Origin of the sequence: Enterococcus sp. DIV0724b (genome assembly GCF_050531475.1) — a bacterium.
Classification (GTDB): Bacteria; Bacillota; Bacilli; order Lactobacillales; family Enterococcaceae; genus Enterococcus_L; species Enterococcus_L haemoperoxidus.
On sequence record NZ_CP172890.1, the window covers coordinates 1702142 to 1721747 of the forward strand.

Annotated in this window: 21 protein-coding genes; 13 read left to right on the forward strand and 8 right to left on the reverse strand. The window is 35.3% G+C overall.

Annotation, left to right across the window (positions count from 1 at the left end):
* Positions 1 to 5 precede the first annotated feature (5 nt).
* A complete protein-coding gene (locus IGJ02_RS07820) occupies positions 6 to 938 on the reverse strand; it encodes a mechanosensitive ion channel family protein (protein WP_430603984.1) in 933 nt (310 codons plus the stop codon).
* Positions 939 to 1078: 140 nt separating this feature from the next.
* Between IGJ02_RS07820 and IGJ02_RS07825 the strand changes: the two genes are divergently transcribed.
* Positions 1079 to 2095 carry a branched-chain amino acid aminotransferase gene (locus IGJ02_RS07825; protein ID WP_430603986.1) on the forward strand — a complete coding sequence of 339 codons (1017 nt, stop codon included), beginning with the start codon at positions 1079 to 1081 and terminating at the stop codon, positions 2093 to 2095.
* Positions 2096 to 2330: 235 nt separating this feature from the next.
* On the opposite strand, the gene IGJ02_RS07830 is transcribed toward IGJ02_RS07825, so the two are convergent.
* On the reverse strand, positions 2331 to 3146 hold the full coding sequence (locus tag IGJ02_RS07830; protein WP_430603988.1) for a tyrosine-type recombinase/integrase: 816 nt from the start codon (positions 3144 to 3146) through the stop codon (positions 2331 to 2333).
* 187 nt (positions 3147 to 3333) lie between these two features.
* On the opposite strand from IGJ02_RS07830, the gene IGJ02_RS07835 reads away from it, so the two are divergent.
* Positions 3334 to 4158 carry an aldo/keto reductase gene (locus IGJ02_RS07835; RefSeq protein ID WP_430603989.1) on the forward strand — a complete coding sequence of 275 codons (825 nt, stop codon included), beginning with the start codon at positions 3334 to 3336 and terminating at the stop codon, positions 4156 to 4158.
* 63 nt (positions 4159 to 4221) lie between these two features.
* Here IGJ02_RS07835 and IGJ02_RS07840 read toward each other — a convergent pair whose 3' ends face one another.
* A complete protein-coding gene (locus tag IGJ02_RS07840) occupies positions 4222 to 4941 on the reverse strand; it encodes a gamma-glutamyl-gamma-aminobutyrate hydrolase family protein (protein WP_430603991.1) in 720 nt (239 codons plus the stop codon).
* 170 nt (positions 4942 to 5111) lie between these two features.
* Complete coding sequence (gloA, locus tag IGJ02_RS07845) at positions 5112 to 5486, reverse strand: lactoylglutathione lyase (RefSeq protein ID WP_010761285.1); 375 nt, start codon at positions 5484 to 5486, stop codon at positions 5112 to 5114.
* 173 nt (positions 5487 to 5659) lie between these two features.
* Here gloA and IGJ02_RS07850 point away from each other — a divergent pair, with 173 nt between their 5' ends.
* From IGJ02_RS07850 to IGJ02_RS07885, 8 genes are all read left to right on the forward strand, one after another.
* The gene (locus IGJ02_RS07850; RefSeq protein WP_430603993.1) at positions 5660 to 6103 is read left to right on the forward strand and encodes an NUDIX hydrolase; all 444 of its coding nucleotides are present in this window, start codon (positions 5660 to 5662) and stop codon (positions 6101 to 6103) included.
* A 392-nt stretch (positions 6104 to 6495) separates the two neighbouring features.
* Entirely contained in the window at positions 6496 to 6942 is a 447-nt protein-coding gene (locus IGJ02_RS07855; protein ID WP_010761287.1) for a PTS sugar transporter subunit IIA, read from the forward strand.
* Positions 6943 to 6954: 12 nt separating this feature from the next.
* Positions 6955 to 7233 (forward strand): PTS sugar transporter subunit IIB, encoded by a 279-nt coding sequence (locus IGJ02_RS07860; protein WP_010761288.1) that lies wholly within the window; start codon positions 6955 to 6957, stop codon positions 7231 to 7233.
* A 31-nt stretch (positions 7234 to 7264) separates the two neighbouring features.
* On the forward strand, positions 7265 to 8524 hold the full coding sequence (locus tag IGJ02_RS07865) for a PTS ascorbate transporter subunit IIC (protein WP_430603994.1): 1260 nt from the start codon (positions 7265 to 7267) through the stop codon (positions 8522 to 8524).
* A gap of 26 nt (positions 8525 to 8550) precedes the next feature.
* Positions 8551 to 9165: a KpsF/GutQ family sugar-phosphate isomerase gene (locus IGJ02_RS07870; protein WP_430603996.1), complete on the forward strand. Its 615-nt coding sequence runs from the start codon at positions 8551 to 8553 to the stop codon at positions 9163 to 9165.
* 16 nt (positions 9166 to 9181) lie between these two features.
* Complete coding sequence (dapA, locus tag IGJ02_RS07875) at positions 9182 to 10075, forward strand: 4-hydroxy-tetrahydrodipicolinate synthase (RefSeq protein ID WP_010761291.1); 894 nt, start codon at positions 9182 to 9184, stop codon at positions 10073 to 10075.
* A 12-nt stretch (positions 10076 to 10087) separates the two neighbouring features.
* The gene (gene eda, locus IGJ02_RS07880; RefSeq protein ID WP_010761292.1) at positions 10088 to 10726 is read left to right on the forward strand and encodes a bifunctional 4-hydroxy-2-oxoglutarate aldolase/2-dehydro-3-deoxy-phosphogluconate aldolase; all 639 of its coding nucleotides are present in this window, start codon (positions 10088 to 10090) and stop codon (positions 10724 to 10726) included.
* A gap of 54 nt (positions 10727 to 10780) precedes the next feature.
* Complete coding sequence (locus tag IGJ02_RS07885; RefSeq protein WP_430603998.1) at positions 10781 to 12853, forward strand: BglG family transcription antiterminator; 2073 nt, start codon at positions 10781 to 10783, stop codon at positions 12851 to 12853.
* A 65-nt stretch (positions 12854 to 12918) separates the two neighbouring features.
* Here IGJ02_RS07885 and yidA read toward each other — a convergent pair whose 3' ends face one another.
* The 4 genes from yidA to IGJ02_RS07905 form a co-directional block, all read right to left on the reverse strand.
* Entirely contained in the window at positions 12919 to 13725 is an 807-nt protein-coding gene (gene yidA, locus IGJ02_RS07890; RefSeq protein ID WP_010761294.1) for a sugar-phosphatase, read from the reverse strand.
* 23 nt (positions 13726 to 13748) lie between these two features.
* Positions 13749 to 15119 carry an HD domain-containing protein gene (locus IGJ02_RS07895; protein WP_430603999.1) on the reverse strand — a complete coding sequence of 457 codons (1371 nt, stop codon included), beginning with the start codon at positions 15117 to 15119 and terminating at the stop codon, positions 13749 to 13751.
* 81 nt (positions 15120 to 15200) lie between these two features.
* Entirely contained in the window at positions 15201 to 16055 is an 855-nt protein-coding gene (locus tag IGJ02_RS07900; protein WP_430604001.1) for a lipoate--protein ligase family protein, read from the reverse strand.
* Positions 16048 to 16407 (reverse strand): hypothetical protein, encoded by a 360-nt coding sequence (locus tag IGJ02_RS07905; RefSeq protein ID WP_430604003.1) that lies wholly within the window; start codon positions 16405 to 16407, stop codon positions 16048 to 16050. Before IGJ02_RS07905 ends, IGJ02_RS07900 begins: the two co-directional genes overlap by 8 nt.
* Before the next feature lie 195 nt (positions 16408 to 16602).
* Here IGJ02_RS07905 and IGJ02_RS07910 point away from each other — a divergent pair, with 195 nt between their 5' ends.
* Genes IGJ02_RS07910 through IGJ02_RS07920 form a run of 3 tightly spaced genes read left to right on the forward strand, consistent with a single transcriptional unit; the run spans position 16603 to position 19531 of the window.
* Entirely contained in the window at positions 16603 to 17601 is a 999-nt protein-coding gene (locus IGJ02_RS07910; RefSeq protein WP_430604005.1) for a thiamine pyrophosphate-dependent dehydrogenase E1 component subunit alpha, read from the forward strand.
* Positions 17598 to 18587, forward strand: coding sequence for an alpha-ketoacid dehydrogenase subunit beta (locus tag IGJ02_RS07915; RefSeq protein WP_430604007.1), 990 nt, complete (start codon positions 17598 to 17600; stop codon positions 18585 to 18587). Before IGJ02_RS07910 ends, IGJ02_RS07915 begins: the two co-directional genes overlap by 4 nt.
* A 2-nt stretch (positions 18588 to 18589) precedes the next feature.
* Positions 18590 to 19531, forward strand: coding sequence for a sugar-binding transcriptional regulator (locus IGJ02_RS07920; RefSeq protein WP_430604008.1), 942 nt, complete (start codon positions 18590 to 18592; stop codon positions 19529 to 19531).
* Positions 19532 to 19606: the final 75 nt, after the last annotated feature.

Below are 19606 nucleotides of genomic sequence, written 5' to 3' on the forward strand. Positions count from 1 at the left end.
CTTTGTTATTTTATAGTAATCGGTGTATTTGGAATAGTAAAGTTAGCTTCAGATAATTTTTTCACATATTGAGCCAAAAACTCTTCTCTGATGGGCGCTTGTTTTCCATTCAATACATACATGGTTGTGCGTACTGCAAAATTCCCATTTCCAAGATCGACCATTCCGAAGATTGTTGGACCTGTTTGAATGCTTTCTGAGTATTTTTCTTTCAACTCAAGGTTGACTTGGTCGATGATAGCTGTGATTTGATCGTACCCCTCATCTGGCATGATCCGAACATCGATTAAGACTTGCATATTAGATCGGGAAAGGTTACTTATCGTCGTGATATTTCGATTAGGAATGAAATGAACTGTACCATCTAAAGCTTTCATTTGAGTGGTTCGAAGTCCGACCGCTGTAACCGTACCTTCAATTCCAAGTGCAGTTAAACGAACATAATCACCAACATCCATTTGCTGTTCTAAAATAATAAAGAATCCTGTGATGAGATCATTCATGAACCCTTGAGCACCTAAACCAATCGCGACCCCAGCAATCCCGGCTCCTGCAAGAAGTGAACCGACTGGAACCCCAACAACTGTTAGTAAAGAGTAAATGAAAAAGAAAAAAAGTGTATATTGAAAAGCATTGTTAATCAAGGTATGCAACGTTTTTAAACGACTTTCACTGAATGATTGTTTTTTACTATAATTGCCATACGTTTTATCAATAAGAGCTTTACCTATACGATTCAAAAATGCGAAAAGAAGAATCAGAAAAAGGAGATAAATCACTTTTTCAATCAAAGTAGCGATGATCTGATCCCAGTTAATGCCATTCCAAAATCGTTGAAATGCATTCACTTTATTTTCAGTAGCAGTTTTTATGTCAATTGTAGAATCCATTGTGCTTTCAATAGTCGAACTGGATACGGATTGCCCAAAAATAATCAAGGATATCCCAACTTTCTTTTTTAAAGATGATTACTGTATCATTATACTTGAATTTGAAAAAAGATGTCATTATTTATGTAAAAAGCTTAACAAATTCATTGGAAATGTGTTACAATATTCTGAAAATAAGGAGTGATCGTATGACAATAGATTGGGATAACTTAGGCTTCGATTATATAAAAACACCATTTAGATATATTTCGACTTGGAAAAATGGTCAATGGGACGAAGGCGAATTGACAGAGGACAATACACTGCATATTCATGAAGGATCTGCAGCACTACATTATGGTCAGCAATGTTTTGAAGGATTAAAGGCCTATCGTTGCAAAGATGGCTCAATTAATTTATTTCGAGTGGATGAAAATTCTAAACGCATGAACCGAAGCGCTAGACGTTTATTAATGGCAGAAGTCCCAGAAGATAAATTTATTCGCGCAGTAGAAGAAGTTGTAAAGGCCAACGAAGCATTTGTACCACCTTATGGTAGTGGTGCAACACTATATCTTCGTCCACTTTTGATCGGTGTTGGGGAAGGAATCGGTGTAAAACCAGCCCCTGAATATTTATTTACCGTTTTTTGTATGCCAGTAGGTGCTTACTTTAAAGGCGGGCTAACTCCTACCAACTTTATTTTTTCTGATTATGATCGTGCGGCACCTCAAGGAACTGGCGCAATCAAAGTTGGTGGAAACTATGCGGCTAGTTTTTTACCTGGAGAAGAAGCAAAAGAGAAAAGTTTTTCGGATTGTATTTATCTTGATCCAAAAACACATACAAAAATTGAAGAGGTCGGTTCTGCTAATTTCTTCGGGATCACGAAAGATGATCGCTTTATCACACCATTATCACCATCAATTTTGCCAAGTATAACCAAGTATTCACTGCTTTATTTAGCGGAGCATAATCTTGGTATGGAGGCCGTAGAAGAAGATGTTTATATTGATTCTTTGGATCAATTTAAAGAAGCTGGTGCTTGCGGAACTGCGGCTGTGATTTCACCGATTGGTGCTATTCAAACTTATGATGATTTCCATGTATTTTATAGCGAGACAGAAGTTGGACCTGTGACACAAAAACTGTATGATGAATTAACAGGTATTCAATTTGGAGATATAGCTGCACCTGATGGTTGGATTAGAAATATAACGGTGTAGAAAAAAATTAGAGTTATCAAAAAGAAAATGACGAGTTGTTCTCGTTGTTTTCTTTTTTGGTTTCAAAACGGTTAAGAGTAAATCTAGCTTTTTTAATTTAAGACTAAAGTAAATGTATATTACTCTTTTACTATGCTAGTAAAAGAAATGTTAAATATCTATTTGTATGAATAAGTATTTTTTTTGTTAATTATTATATTCTCTTGTGATATAATTATATTCAAATAATTTATAGTTATTCGGAGGTTTTTGGATGCAATTTATTCCTCAAATTATAAGTGTCTAACACTTTGATCTTCTGATTAGTACTCACCGCAGTATAAATCTGTGTCGTCACAATACTGGAATGTCCAAGTAATTCTTGGACCTCTCGAATATCTGCACCATTTGACAACAATTCAGTAGCAAATGTATGCCGTAAATGATGAGGAGTAGAGGTAGGGGCAATATTTGCTAAATCTCGATACTTGGAATAGATATTTTCAATTCCATAAATTGAAAGTCGTTTACCGTATTTATTTAGAAATATAGCTTTAGATTTTGGTTGATAATCAACAATATTCAAAGCATGTGCTTCGCCAATTCGAATCCCAGTTGCAATCAAAAGCTCAATTAAGGCAATATCCCGAATAAGATTTATTCGTTTTGAAGGTGTTAAATTAGTAGATTGAAGTGAATACATTTGTTTTAACATCTTATTTATCTCTTCAGGTGTTACAATTTTAGGCAGTTTTCTTGGTGTGATATAGTAGTAATTAAAGTTTGGTTTTTGTATTAAGGATAGCTCCATTAAGTTTTCGTTAGCTAAATAGCGATAAAACATTTTGAAAACGACAATTTTACGTTTTAACGTGGTTGCTTTTAATGTTTGTTGAAATTCGCTAATATATTTAGTAATACCAATAGGGTATGCATAATTATTAATTGAACAGAACTCATTCAAATTTATTAAGTCAGAATAGTATGCTTTTAATGTTTTTTTTGAAATGTTACTAAAGGTTTTTCGTTCTTCAAGATAGTTGTCAATATGGTTTTTAAAATCGATTGTCATTACGGTCAGCCTTTCTTTGTACTAAATAGAATCATTCTTTATCATAAGCTACCAAGTAAGAGATTTCTATACAAGATGCTAAAAAAGAAGTAAAAAATCGTCGTTTATAATCTAGTTATTTTTCATCTAGAAATTTAAGGAGTATACTTAATAGGTATTCACTTTTCTAAGAAAGGATGGAAAAAATATGGCTTTTGAAAAAACAAAAGAGTTAACAAACGGTTCGATTATCCCACGTTTGGGTTTAGGGGTATGGCAAGTAAAAGATGGCGCTGAGGCTGTGGATTCTGTGAAATGGGCCTTGCAAGCGGGTTATCGTTTGATTGATACTGCAGCAGCTTATAAAAATGAAGTGAGTGTTGGTGAAGGAATTCGTGCGTCAGGTGTTCCTAGAGAAGAAATCTTTGTTACAACTAAATTGTGGAATGCGGATCAAGGCTATGATTCAACGTTAAAAGCATTTGACGAGAGTTTAAATAAACTTGGCTTAGATTATGTTGATTTATATTTGATCCATTGGCCAGTAGAAGGTAAATATAAAGATTCGTGGCGGGCGATGGAGGAAATCTATCAAAGTGGACGAGCTAAAGCTATAGGTGTTTCTAACTTCCATGAACACCATATTGAGGATCTTCTAAAAGATGCAAAGGTTATACCACAAGTTGATCAAATCGAACTTCATCCTACTTTGACACAAGAACCGTTACGTAAGTTTTTAACGGATAAAAAAATTGCTGTCGAAGCGTGGTCTCCATTAGGACAAGGTAAAATTTTAGAAAATCCTACTTTGGTTGAAATTGGAGAGAAGTATAACAAAACAGCAGCCCAAGTCATTATTCGTTGGCATTTACAAAATGATATTATCGTTATTCCAAAATCAGTACATGAAGAGCGTATCAAACAAAACTTCGATGTATTTGATTTTGAACTGACTAAAGATGATATCAAACAAATCGATGCACTAAATACAAATGAACGTTTAGGGCCAGATCCAGATAACTTTGATTTTTAAATCAAAGTCATCTTAAAAAAATACGGTAAAAGATCACGTAACGTTGATCTTTTACCGTATTTTTTATAATTGATTAACAAAATAATCAAATAACGCAAATTCCTTTGTGTCTATATCAAAACGAAGTTCAGGATGCCATTGAACACCCAGTAATTTTTGATTTGCATCGGTTGACTCAATAGCTTCTGCAATGCCATCAGATGATTTTGCAGTAATTTTTAGCGACGGTGCTAAAACGTTGATTGCTTGATGATGATAAGAATTAACACGATAGCTTCCTCCGAATACTTGATAAAGAGTGCTTCCTTGTTCTATTTCAATACCGTGTGTTGCAAATTGAGGTTGGGTAAGTTGTTGACCATGTTTGATTTTCCATTCTGAGTTTAAAGAAAGATCTTGATACAACGTTCCTCCCAGAGCAACATTTATCAGCTGCATGCCGCGACAAACTGCAAAAATTGGTTTATGTTGTTTCAGCGCTTCTTTGATCAAAGCTAGTTCAAAAAGATCACGATTGCGATTTGTTTCTTCAAGTTTTGGATGAGGCTCTTCTCCAAATAAATCAGGAGAAATATCTTGTCCTCCAGCTAATAATAATTTGTCGATTTTAGAAATATAAGCTGCGGCTGATTCTTCAGCACTAATAGGTAAAACAAGCGGTAATCCACCTGCTTTTTGAATAGCCGTTACGAATCCTTGTGGTGTATAACTTACATAGTTTCCGTTGAAAATGTCAGCGGATTGAATAATTTGATTTCCTGCGATGCCGATAGTTGTTGTCATTTGTTCACGTCCTCAATTAATAGATAGAATAACAGTGTATCACTATTTTTAAGAAATAGCGCCATAAATTGCTTTTAACTATATTTGGATCTAAAATTAGATAGTAAAAGTCAGAAAAAAACAATTGGTCGCCGTTCAGCTCCTGCCAAATGGTGACCAACTGTTTTTCATTAACGACTACGAATAACTTCGATTTTATAACCATCTGGATCAGTAATAAAATAATATGAAGGAGGAGTTCCAGGTAAGCCTTTCATATCAGTAACAGTGAAACCAGCACTTTTTTGCTCTTCATGCAATTTCTCAATTTCGTCGGTACTAATCGCAATGTGACCATAACCATTACCTAAATCATATGCTTCATGATCATAATTATACGTTAACTCTAGTTCATAACCATCACCTGGTAATGTTAGATAAACTAAAGTAAATTTATTTTCTGGAAAATCACGGCGACGGCTTTCTTCAAAATTGAATGCCTTTTGATAAAATTCTAGCGACGCTTCTAAATCTTTGACACGGACACAAGTGTGAGCCATTTTCATACGAATCATCTTCCTTTCAAAAGTGGAAATTACCGCAGATACTAGAAATAATCTGCTGATATTTTTATAGTAGCATAGACTTTAATAAAATTGTGAGTGAAATGATAAGTTATTACTTGTTCATGAGAAAATTCTCATGTAAAATTAAATTAAAAGAAAAAGGAGTTGTTTTTATGAAAACACCGTCATTCGGTGAAAAATCGGAAAAAGTCCTATATAAAAAAAGACTAGGCGCATATATTATCGTATCAAGAAAGAATGGTACAGAAATAGTATTAGTACAAGCGCCGAATGGAGCCTATTTTTTACCGGGCGGAGAAATTGAACAAGGTGAGACGAAGGAAGAAGCAATTCACCGAGAAATGATTGAAGAACTTGGGATTGAAGTTGTTATCGGCGAGTATCTAGGACAAGCAGACGAATACTTTCACTCAAGACATAGGAGTACCGATTATCATAATCCTGGATATTTCTTTGTTGCAGATAGTTGGACTCAGATAGGTGATCCTTTAGAAAAGACTAACACAATCTGCTGGGTATCTGTCGATGAGGGAATTGATTTACTAAAGCGCGGCAGTCATAAATGGGCAGTACATAAATGGAAAAGAAACAAATAAATAAAATAAGGTCGTCAAAGAAAGCAAATCAAGCATGATTTGCTTTCTTTTTGTTTGAGAATGAATATAAACCGTGAAAAAATCATGATAAATTACAATAAGATTCTTAAAAAAAGATGATTCAGTGTAGTGTTTGTTTTGAAATAGTGCATTGTTTGACACAAACAAAAGAAATAAGGAAACTGTTTGATCGAGATATTTTACATTTTCTGAAGGTTTTTCATCAAAGAGCAATTTATGTTGAACTTACCTGATTTTGATAGACCACTTTTTGTTTATGAGGCAAACAAAATAAGGCAGCAAAAGAGATTGAAAACGTTTCATAAACAGATTATATTGAAATGGAACCAATAAGTCGTACGCTTGGTGAAATTTAAAAGGGGTGTTGCATATTGTTAAGTGAGATGATAAAAGAAGAATTTATCCAATTAGAACTTGAAGTGACGGATTGGGAAGAGGCAATCCGAAAATCCGCAGAACCTTTACTTATTGGAGGTAAAATTACATCTGAGTATATCGAAAAAATTATTGAAACAACGCAAAAAATAGGACCCTATATTGTGATTACAAAGAATGTAGCGCTACCTCACGCACCAACTCAATATGGAGCATTAGATTTAGCAATGGGCATAACGACACTAAAAACGCCAGTTAAGTCAGGAAATAAAACCAATGACCCAGTGAAATATCTTTTTTGTATGAGTGCCAAAGATAGTGAAACACATTTAGAATCGATGGCTGAACTTGTCAATTTATTAAGCGACCAAACGTTTTATCACGTATTAGATACCGCAAAAAAACCAATGGATATTTTAGACTATATCATTGAATCAGAATAGGAGATGGACAGTATGCACAAAGCATTAGTAGCTTGTAGAGCTGGAGTCGGTTCAAGCTTGATGTTAAAAATAAAAACGGAACAAGTAATCAAAGAAAACGGGTTTCCCATTCAAGTTGAGCATTCTTCCTTAGATGCCGTATCAGGTTTTGATGGTGATTTATTAATAACTTTAGCGGATGTCGCAAAAGAGCTAGAGTCACAAAACTTAAAACAAACGATTATCGGCATCAATAATATCGTGGATAAAATCGAAATAGAAAATAAATTAAGTGAATTTTTGAACCGTTGATACGTTTGTACACATAAGGAGATGAAAAAAAGTGGATTTTATTATTAGTTTTTTAAGCACACCAGCTATTCTACTTGGTATCGTGGCGTTTGTAGGACTAGTTGCACAAAAGAAAACAGGCACCGAAATTTTAACGGGTACATTTAAAACAATTATTGGGTTTATGGTGTTTAGCGCGGGCGGAGCGTTGATGACTGGCGCTTTGCAGAATTTCAATAAACTATTTCAAACAGGATTTAACATTGTCGGTGTTGTTGCTTCACCTGAAGCGGCCACAGCTATGGCACAAGAACAATATGCTTTGGTAACATCCTGCACGTTGATCTTAGGATTTTTAATGAACTTAGTCTTTGCGCGCATTACGCCAATGAAAAATATCTTTTTTACCACAGGACATAGTTTATTCTTCGCTTGTGTTCTTTCGTTGATCATCAAGTCTCATGGAATTTCTGATGTTGCTGCAATTATTTTAGGAGGAACAATTTTAGGTTTTTGTTCTGCTGCTCTTCCTCAATTATGTCAACCGTTTATGCGGAAAATTACAGGCAGTGATGATGTTGCAATTGGTCATTTTAATATGATTGGTTATTCGCTATCTGGTTATATCGGTAAACTTTTTAGCAAACATGAAGATAAAAGTACCGAACATATCAATTTTCCGAAATGGTTGTCTTTTTTTAGAGACTTTTTGATGGGTGTTGCGGTGATTATGCTAATTATCTTTTATGTATCCGCTTTAAAAGCGGGGCGTGACGTTACACAAGAATTGGCTGGAACTACTCATTGGTTAGTTTTCCCGATGATTCAAGCATTTACTTTTACAGCAGGGATGTCTATTTTAATGACAGGTGTACGTATGTTCTTGGCAGAAATTACAGCTGCTTTCGTTTCTATTTCCGAAAAATTTATTCCAAATTCTCGTCCAGCATTAGATGTTCCAACTGTCTTTCCTTATGCACCAACAGCTGTCATTGTAGGGTTTCTTTCAGCGTATGCAGCAGGGTTAGTGGGTGTTGCAATCATGGTGATTTTTAAATTTCCAATCGTTATCATTCCAGCAGCTCATATCTGTTTTTTCTCTGGCGGAACGGCAGGTGTTTTTGGTAATTCAACTGGCGGATGGCGTGGAGCTGTGGCAGGATCGTTTATTGTTGGATTGCTACTAGCCTTTTTACCCACGATTCTTTATCCAGTATATGGAAGTATGGGATTAGAAGGGTCAACATTCCCAAATATTGATTACAATGTAATCGGAATATTTATTGAAAAAGTATTAAGTCTATTTTCCTAATATAATAGATTGGAGATATAGTTAGAATGATTAGACAAGAAACAGATCAGGTACTATTAAATTTTTTTGAAACAACAACTGAAGAATTAACGAGATTCATTCAAGGGATATCGGTAGAACAATTGTTTAAGGTTAAAGAGTTGATTCTAAAATCTGAAAAGAATGGAGGTCGCGTTCATGTGACTGGAATTGGTAAGCCAGGGCATGTAGCTGAATATATCGCCTCGTTATTTTCTTCGACAGGAACACCTGCCTACTTTTTAGATGGAACTGAGGCAATTCATGGGTCAGCTGGACAAGTTAGAGAAGAAGATATCGTTTTATCTATTTCAAATAGCGGTGAGACAGAAGAATTAAAAAAAACAGTCCGAACACTCAAAAATAATGGAGCCAAAATTATTTCTGTTACGGGTAAAAAAAACTCATGGCTATCAAAAAACAGTGATTGTTTTCTTTTTGCTGGGGTGGAAAAAGAAGGGGATTCGCTGAACAAGCCTCCCCGCGCATCAATTTTAGCGGAAGTCGTGATTCTTCAATCTTTAAGCATTCTATTACAAGAGGAAAAAGGATTAACGAACAAAGAATATGTCAAGTGGCATCCTGGAGGAGCGCTAGGTAAAAGTATCTCAAAAAATGAGTAAAGAAAGGTGAACTAAAATGAAACCAGAAGGAATCATTACAGCAATGGTCACCCCTCTAGATAGAACTAATAGTATCGATTTAGTTGTGACAAAGCAATTGGTGAATCATTTGATCGATAAAAACGTCAATGGATTGTTTATTCTTGGAACGAATGGTGAATTCCACGTATTAAGCGATTTAGAAAAACTAAGGTTTGCTGAAACCGTCATTAACGAGACAAATGGTCGACTGCCTGTATTTATAGGAACCGGTGGAAATAGCACGGACCATGTTGTTTCTTTATCAAAAGAAATGACAGCTTTGGGTGCAGACGCTTTATCTGTCATCACGCCTTATTTTGTTCAACCTACTGAAACTGAACTGATGAATCACTATTTTACGATTGCAGATGCTAATATAGCACCTATAATGTTATATAATATACCAAAGAATACTGGAATAAGCATCAGTTCTAACACCGTTAGAAAACTAGCTGGACATCAAAATATAATTGGTATCAAAGATAGTAGCGGTAAGATCGACAATCTAAAAGAATATCTTGCGGTATCCAAAGAACAAAATTTCTCTGTTTTGTCTGGATCAGATTCGTTGATTCTAGATGCTTTAAAAATAGGTGCTACAGGAGCGATTGCAGCTACTTCAAATGTATTGACTGAAATCGATGTAGCGATTTATCAATACTGGTTAGAAGGTAAGGTAGAAAAAGCGCAAATAATGCAGAACAGTATTGAAGAATTTCGTCGTATTTTAACGTTAGGTACTATTCCATCTGTTTTAAAAGCCGCAATCAGTTATCAAGGAATCAATGTTGGGGATCCAAGATTGCCTGTTTTACCACTGAGTGATGAAGTATTATCAGAAATAGCTCAAACAATGGATTATTATAAAGAAAATTTTTCATTTATATAAAGGAGGGTAATTATGCTTAGAACAAGTATCCTAAATCGAATTGAAGAAACAAGTATCATGGCGATTGTTAGAGTGCATACGATGAAACGAGCTGTTGAAATTGCGGATGGCTGTTTAGCAGGTGGAGTAGATTGTTTAGAAATTAGTTATACTTTACCTAATGCAGGAGAGATCATTCGGCAGTTGAATGAACAATACCAAGAGCAATTACTAGTTGGTGCAGGAACTGTTTTAGACAGTGAAACGGCTAGATTAGCTATTTTGGCTGGGGCCAAATTCATTATCGCTCCTAATTACAACGAATCTGTTTGTAAATTATGCAATCGATATCAAATCCCTTATATGCCTGGGTGTACCAGTATGACGGAAATGATCATCGCAATTGAAGCAGGTGCGGCAATGGTCAAGGCATTTCCGATTTCAACGTATTATGGACCGACATTGATTGCGACGCTGAAAACACCGACGCCTCATCTTCCCATTATGTCATCAGGTGGCGCTAATTTAAAAAATATTGATGAATGGTTAAAAAGTGGAGTAGATTGTGTTGGGATTGGCAGTCTTTTGACCAAAGGAACAAAGGAAGAAATCACAGAAAACGCCAAAAAATTGAGACAAGCAGTTATAAAAAACAGAATGCAAATAAACTAACAAAACGTAAGACTTTTAATAGCAAACAAAATTGTTTTTGGAGGAGGGGATTTAATGACTGATGAGCGCTCTAGAATACTGATGAAACGGTTGATTGAACGTTCAATACATGAAGTAGATGAACTAACGGATCAAACGGGTTTAACCAAAAGACAATTGGAGTATTCACTAGATAAAATCAATGAATATGTTACAACCGAGAAGGGCTCCAAGTTAGTAATCGAAAATAATCGGATTATATTAACGAACCAACTCCGAGAACAATTTATTGCAATACTTTCAGATAAAACGTATTTAAAAGGGTATTTAATGAACGCTTGTGAACGATCAAAATATTTGTATCTATTATTATTTTACTTTTTAGATGACTATCTTTCGATCAATCATTTTATTGAAGAGCTAGGAGTGGGCAAGACAACTATTATCAATGATTTGAAAAATTTGGCGATTGAATTGGAAAGGGAAAATATCCAACTTGTTTACACTAGAAAAAATGGCTATCAGTTAGTTGGAAATGAAGAACAAATTCGGTATCATTTGATGAAAATGATTATTTGGGATTCAACTGAAAATAATACAGTGTTTGTATATGATCATTTTATAGAAAAACATCAAATTGAAACAGTTGATTCAACCAAACAATTAGTTGAAAAATATACAAAGAGGTATGGCATTTCGTTTGTGGAAAACCGATTAACTGAGTTTCTTTATACGTTTATTTTTCTAAAAAAGAGATTGCTCTCTTTAACAGCAAATGTCAACCCAAAATATCAATTATCCGCATTGATTGCAATGAAAGAATACCAATTTTCTAAAAGTATCTTAATACATTTTGGTATTGAGGATGAGTCTGCACGTGTGTATCTATGTGCTTGGATACTTGGCTTGTCAATTGGACGTCCAAACGATTCAACAAAAGATTACGAAACAATAATAAATCTAGTTAAACGGATCATCTTGCGTTTTGAAGCGATATCGGGTATTCGTTTCAATAATCAAGAGTTGGTCGTTCGTCAATTATATACACATCTTAGACCTGCTTATTATCGTTTGTATTTCAAATTACCAATCGTAAATCCACTTCATACTAAGATAAGAGATGAATATAATGAGTTGTTCAATATTGTGGAAGAAACCTTAAAACCGATTGCTTCTTTATTTGAACATCCAATTCCAGAAGATGAGATTGCTTTTTTAACAATGCATTTTGCTTCTTTGTGTTCTAGTTTTGATGAATATACAACTACTCAAAAGGTTGCATTAATTGTCTGCCCAAATGGAATTGGAAGTTCTTCTATAGTTTATACTGAGTTAAAAGTTCTTTTTCCTGAATTGTCTTTTTTAGGTCCAGTTGAAACAAATGAAATCGAACGTTTGTCAGATTCTTACGATTTAATTTTTTCTACAGTACCTAACATTCGTTTATTTTATACAAAAAAACCTGTTTATATCGTTAGTCCCATTATGAATACACGGGAAAAATATCGCTTGATTAGTGATGTCTATACGCAAATCGGTAATAGCAACTTTAAATTACCAAGTGTTGGCAAGATTATGGAGATCATTCAACGATATGCTGCGATTAGTGAAGGGGCTTCTTTAGAAAAAGAATTATATGATTATCTAACAAATCAAGAAGAGCAAACCGAAAACAATGAAGAAGGGCCCAGTCTGTTAGAAATTACAGCACCTGAATTGATTCAACTTGATATGCATGCTAAAAATTGGGAAGAAGCGATTCGACTTTCTGCGGCATCATTATTAAAAGATGGTAGAATTACCCGAAATTACATCGATACAATTATTGAAACTGCAAAAAATGAGGGTCCTTACATGGTAATCTCTAAACACGTTGCATTACCGCATGCAAGACCTGTTGACGGTGTAGAAAAATTAGGAATGAGTATCAGTGTATTGAAACATCCCATTGTGTTTGGCAGTCAAGAGAATGATCCGGTTAAATATATATTTTGTTTGGCAGCAACAGAAAATAATCGTCATTTAAATGCAATGGCAGAGTTGGTAAGATTATTGGATGACCCTCAATTTTATGATTTGTTGGATACTAGTAATGATCCTAACGAAATTTATCATTATTTATCAAGGAAGGAAGTTTTACTAGGTTGAAATGAGGAGAGAAAAATTAAAGAAGCAGTTTGCTGAATGGCTGCAAACTGCTTTATACACGACAATTACATATATTTTAATAACACTTCAGCAACGCCGTCTTCATCGTTACTGGTTGTTTGAATATCAGCAGCACGCTTTACACTTTCGGTGGCATTTCCCATAGCGACACCAATGCCAGCATATTCGATCATTGAAAGATCATTTTCGTTATCTCCAATCGCCATTGTCTCAGATTGAGAGATACCTAAATGTTCTGCAAGTTTTGCTAGCGCATTGCCCTTACTAGCTTCTTTGTTTAAAATTTCATAATAAAATTCAGTACTTTTGACCGTGGTATATTTACTGCTAAATTCTTCTGGTAGTTGACCAATAGCGCTGTCCAGAATTTCCGGTTCATCGATCATCATCATTTTAATAATCGACATATCAGGAGTCATCTCATCAACCGCACGGTATTTCAGAGGCATATCAACAAGATATGCTTCATGTACAGTGTATTTACCAATATCGCGATTGGCTGTATAAATCGCTTTATCATCGATCGTGTGTAAATGAGCACCGACTTTTCTGGACATTAATTCGATTTCTAAAAAGTCGTCATAACTTAGAGTATATTGTGAGATGATTTCATTCGATTTGGTTGCCTGTACCAATGAACCATTGTAAGTTATCACATAATCATTGTCGCCATACAACTCTAACTCAGCCAACTGTTCTTTTACACCTGGCAATGGGCGTCCTGTACATAAAACAATATACATGCCACTTTCATTGGCTTTTTGCAGCGTTTCTTTCACTTTAGGGCTAATTTTTCTGTTTGAATCAAGCAAGGTTCCATCAATATCTATTGCAACTAATTTGACTGACATAAGTTCCTCCTATAGTTTGTTCTTTAATTTTTTTCTTCGACTAATGCACCGTTATGAATATAAGCAGCAAATTCACGATAAGTGTCATCAAATAAATCATAATGGTGCTGTCTTTTTGGGTCAACCATTTCTTTTGGAAAATAAAAACGTTCATCGATTTGTGTTTGCCCAGCGAGTGCAGCTACTAGATGACTAATTTTTGATAACTCAATCAAGGTACCATCTTTTTGCATGATTTCAATTTGGGTTCGGTGACTGTCTTTTTCTGGACGATAAAAATCATAAGGTAGATCATAACTTGAGTTGATTGCCGTATAGTATTTTGGATTGTACCCTACTTTTTCGATTAAGGCTTTTAAATGACGAATCGTCACAGAGTCTCGATTACCAGAGAATGTAGCCGATTTTAACGGTTTGCGTATTAAAAATCGGTTCGCTAAATCGTTAAGAATTGGATCAGGTAACGAGGTCCACTGAGTAAAGTAGGTATTTAAAACACCATCGTCTAATTTTAAATATTCCTGTAGTGAAAAGGTCCCCTTGAAAAAGGGCACCAGAAGTTGAGAATGTAGTTGATAATCTTCTGGTTTTTCTTCATATAATTCTTTTGCCCGATGAAGCAGATGATCCAAAATTACTTCCATACCACGAGATACAGGATGAAAATAAACTTGTACATACATTTGATAACGGCTAACAATATAATCCTCAACGGCATGCATTCCGTTCATGGCAAAAGCTAAACCATCTTTATAAGGACGAATGACACGTAAAATTCTAGTTAGATCAAAAGTACCATACTCAGTTCCCGTAAAATAAGCATCGCGCAACAAATAATCCATACGATCAGCATCGATTTGACTAGAAATCATTTGAACAACCTGAGGATTGGGGTATTGTTTGGTGATGACACTAGCCACTTTATCAGGGAAATCTGCCGAAACTTGATTCAATATTTGAAAGACTTCCGTTTCAGGGGAAGTGATGATTTCCACAGTGATTGCTTCATGATCTGTCTTGAAAATATGCTCAAAAGTATGAGAATAGGGTCCATGACCAACATCATGAAGTAAAGCAGCGCAAAGTGTAACTAAGCGTTCATTGTCATCCCAACCCTCAGCACCTAGTCGTTCAGAGGAATAATTTCGTTGAAAAATATCACAAATGCGCCGAGTTATTTCATAAACACCTAAAGAATGAGCAAAACGACTATGTTCTGCACCATGGAAGGTAAAAGAAGAAGTACCTAATTGTTTGATTCGACGTAATCGCTGTACTTCTGCTGAATTGATTAAATCTAAAATGACTTGATGTTGTACATGAATATAATTGTGTACGGGATCCCTAAAAACTTTTTCAATTGGTAATAGTTGATATTTATAAGGTGTTGGCATTGTTTCACTCCTTTTTGTTGATGCTCCTAATAATGCTGTAAGAGCTGATGGGTCAAAGCGATGCATCATAGATACACAGTGCTAATCCAATAGTTGGTTTCGTTGCTCCATTTTTGCTATTTGTTTATCCATTTCTGTTGTAAACCAGTCAGTCGTTGCTAATTTTGTCAGTATTTCTTCGTCACTATTCATTTCGCTATAATCTAATAATACGTTAATCAATCGTTTTTTTACTTCAGTAATTGTTAATGGCTGCTGGAGCAGATCTTCTAAATTTGCCATGACAGCCGGATCGACTGGAGGATAACCATTTCTACCAAAATCTTCGTGTAAACTAGCTTTGTAGAAATGACGGACACTTTCACCTCGTTTTTGTTGGTCTCCGTTGATACTTAAATAAATCATGATCGCAATTCCGTCTTTTACTCGTCGCTGAGCGATACCTGCAAATTTTTTACCATCGATACTTAAATCGAATGTACCTGGACAATACGATTCAGTAATTTCAAACGCTTCGATGGAGTGTTGGCCATCTTCAAACGCATATTTAATCCAATTCCACATATGAGTGTAAGCATCATCTATAGTTATTTTCTTTTTTCCTGTATTTGGTAAAATCAATGAGATATTCAAAATACCATCATCAGCAATCACACCTAATCCACCAGCATTACGAATCACGACATTATAGCCATCTTGTTTCAAAGAGGCTAAACCATTTTTTAGATCCGTTACCCGGGTATCTTTCATCCCAAGAATCATTGCTTGATCAAGTTGCCAAAAATGAATGATCGGCTGCTGGTTGATTCCAGAAAATGTAGTCAAGGTATCCGTTAAAGCAAAAGGAAGAAAGTAGTCCTGTTTAGTTAAACAACCTTGATCGTATAAAAATAGAGTGTTTGTATTTGTTGAAAGCAGTTGATTTAAATTAGTCATCTTGTTCTTCATCCTGTTTTACGCGAGAAACGTAGTTCTTCACTTCTTTATTCATTTGATTATATTCATTCGTAAAACGCATTGGTTTACTAATAATCCTCATCGGCATGGTGGCTAAAAATTTACTGAAATCCTGTCTAGCTTCTTCAGTTAAACGGCCTGGCTTAGAAACTAAGCGTTCATATAAATAATGATAAAATTGATTCATTGCATCGATATCAATACTCATTTGATTATGACACTCTGTACATTCAATGCTGGAAATAATTTCATTCATGTATTGAATCCCATGGAGTGTTTCTTTTTGGCAATGCATACAAAATAACATAGCTTTTTCATCATGAAATAACATTTGGTTCCACCTCCATGTTCTATTATATACGAATTAAGAGAAAAATCATGCTTATCTGTGTAGAAATAGCTAGGAAATTTGATAATTTATAAGGAATTAAAAAAATTGAAGAGAATACCTTGCTATCACTATAAGAAAATTATAGAATATTTACATATGATCTAATCTAGAACAAATGTAAAGAGGGGTGGAAAAATGAATAAAAGGGTGAATAAGATACAACAAACTAAATTGATTGATGGTATAGAAGCACTGAAAAAAATGTGGGAAATTCGTATTTTTGAAGAAATGATCCAAGAACTTTTTTCTGCTGGGGAATTGTACGGAACAATGCATCTTTGTATTGGACAAGAAGCAACAGCTGTTGGTGGAGCAGGTATTTTAAGGCAGAATGATTGGATTGTTTCAACACACAGAAATCATGGACACTGTATTGCAAAGGGAACAGATATTAGAAGTATGTTTGCTGAAATGCTAGGAAAGAAAACTGGAACCAATGAAGGCAAAGGTGGTAGTATGCATGTTGCTGATTTAGATGTAGGAAACTTAGGCTCCAATGGTATTGTTGGAGCTGGCTTCCCCATTGCTGCTGGTGCTGCTCTGAGTGCGCAAATGCAAGGAACAGACCAAGTTGTTTTATGTTACGCTGGGGACGGTGCTACAAATGAGGGAAGTTTTCATGAAGCACTGAATCTAGCTTCTATTTGGCAATTACCAGTTATTTACCTGATTGAAAATAATCAGTATGGGATGAGTAGTTCTATTAAGCAAATGGTTAATATCGATAAGCTCTCTAATCGAGCAATGAGTTATGGTATTGAAGGGATAACAATTGATGGTAATAATTTGACTGAGGTATCGCAAACTGTTTCGAATGCTGTTGAAAAAGCCAGAAATGGTGGTGGACCTACATTGATTGAAGCGTTGACCTATCGTCATAAAGGACATTCTAAATCGGACAAGTTATTGTATCGCTCAGAAGATGAATGTCAACAGTGGAAAGAAAATAATGATCCAATTTTCCGTTTAGAAAGTGAACTAATGAAAGAAGGTACACTGCTAGAAGCAGATATTCGAAAAATAGAAAAAACAATTCGACAAGAGTTAGCTGATATAGTTGATTCGGTGAAACTTGATAGTGAACCAACAATCGAAGACTTATGGACTCATGTCTATGCGGAGGATGAAGTATGAGAACGATCACTTATTTGCAAGCAATCAATGAAGCTTTAGATGAGGCTTTGGCTCAAGATGAACGTGTTTTCTTATTAGGGGAAGATATCGGGATTTATGGTGGTGGTTTTGGCGCAACTCATGGACTTCAAGAAAAATATGGACAGCAACGTGTTCGAGATACACCAATATCCGAAAGTGCTATTGCTGGGGCTGCGGTAGGGGCTGCTATGACAGGGATGCGTCCGGTGATGGAACTACAATTCTCAGATTTTATTACGGTAGCGATGGATCAATTAGTCAACCAAGCGGCAAAAATTCATTATATGTATAGTGGTAAGGCAAAAGTCCCTTTAGTCATGAGAACAGCATCTGGTTCAGGAACTGGGGCAGCGGCGCAGCATTCACAAAGTTTGGAAAATTGGATGGCCCATATTCCAGGTTTAAAAGTAATCCAACCGACAAATGCGTATGATGCAAAAGGTTTGTTGCACGCAGCTATCAAAGACAACAATCCAGTAATGTTCTATGAACACAAATTACTCTATAGCACAACTGGAAATGTTCCAGAAGAACCGTATACATTACCAATCGGAGTAGCGGATATAAAACGATTAGGTAAAGATGTAACGATTGTTGCAACTGGAATTATGGTCAATAAGGCCTTGGAAGCTGCAGAAATCGTGAAAACAAAAGGTATTTCTGTGGAAGTTATCGATCCAAGAACATTGGTACCGCTTGATAAAGAAACGATTTTAACTTCTGTTGAAAAAACAAAACGAGTTATTGTTGCAACAGAAGCCGTTAAAAATAGTGGATTTAGTGCAGAAATCACGTCGATTATTGCTGAGTCTAAGATTTCTATGGATTTAAAAGCGCCAATTGTCCGTTTAGGCGGAGCATTTGTCCCAATGCCAGCACAGAAAATATTAGAATCAAAAGCGATACCACAATTAGATTCGCTGGTTGAAGCGTTGGATCAAGTCATGGGAGAAATTGAGGTTTAATCATGAAAATTAGTGAAGACCGTAGAAAAATGCTAAAGATTGTTACAATGTATTATGAACAGGGATTAACTCAAACAGTTATTGCAAAAAAGATGGATATCTCACGACCGGTCATTTCTAAAATTTTGCAGCAGGCAAAAGAATTAGGAGTAGTTTCAATTTCAATCAAAGACGAATCTGCTCATGCTGTGGAGCTTGGGCTGCAATTAGAAAAAAAGTATCAACTCAAAGATGTGATCGTAATACCGACTAATGAGCAAAAACAAGTAGAATCATTGAAGAAAGAAGTTAGTCGGTCTGCTTCATTTTACTTGAAAGAACGGTTAAAGGCAGATATGAGTATTGGTTTATCTTGGGGAACGACTTTAGCTGACATGATCGATGAGATGCCTTATTGCTCATTTCCAACCATCAATGTTTGTCCTTTAGTTGGCGGTATTTCTAGTGAACATCTTTATTTTGATACAAATCATCTAGTCTTTCGATTAGCTGAAAAACTCAATAGCCGTTGCCAGTACTTTTATGCACCAGCTTTAGCTGAAAGCAGTATATTAGCTGACGTTTTGAACCAGTCACAATTAGTTGGAAATTCGATGAAACAAGCTAAAAATGTCGATTTTGCAATCATTGGTGTAGGTAATCCAAATGAAAGTTCTACATGGAAGCGTCTTGGTTATATAGAAAAAAAAGAGTTACAAATAATAAAAAAAACAGGTGTCAAAGGGGATGCTGTAGCGTCCTTATTTGACAAAAATGGGCAAACCGTTAACAATGAAATAAGCAAGCGGATGTTAGGGATTAAGGTTGAAGACTTAGTGAACATACCCGATGTAATGGTGATTGGCTGTGGTGAGGAAAAAGCTGAAAGTATCAGACCATTACTACGTGGTAAAAAATGTACTATTTTGATTATAGATCAAATGATTGCAGAAGCTTTGCTTTAAGCTTGACTGGTATGTTTGGTGAAAGATAGAATGGATATGCTAAAAAATAGTGTAGTTAATTTTTATTTTTCAGTC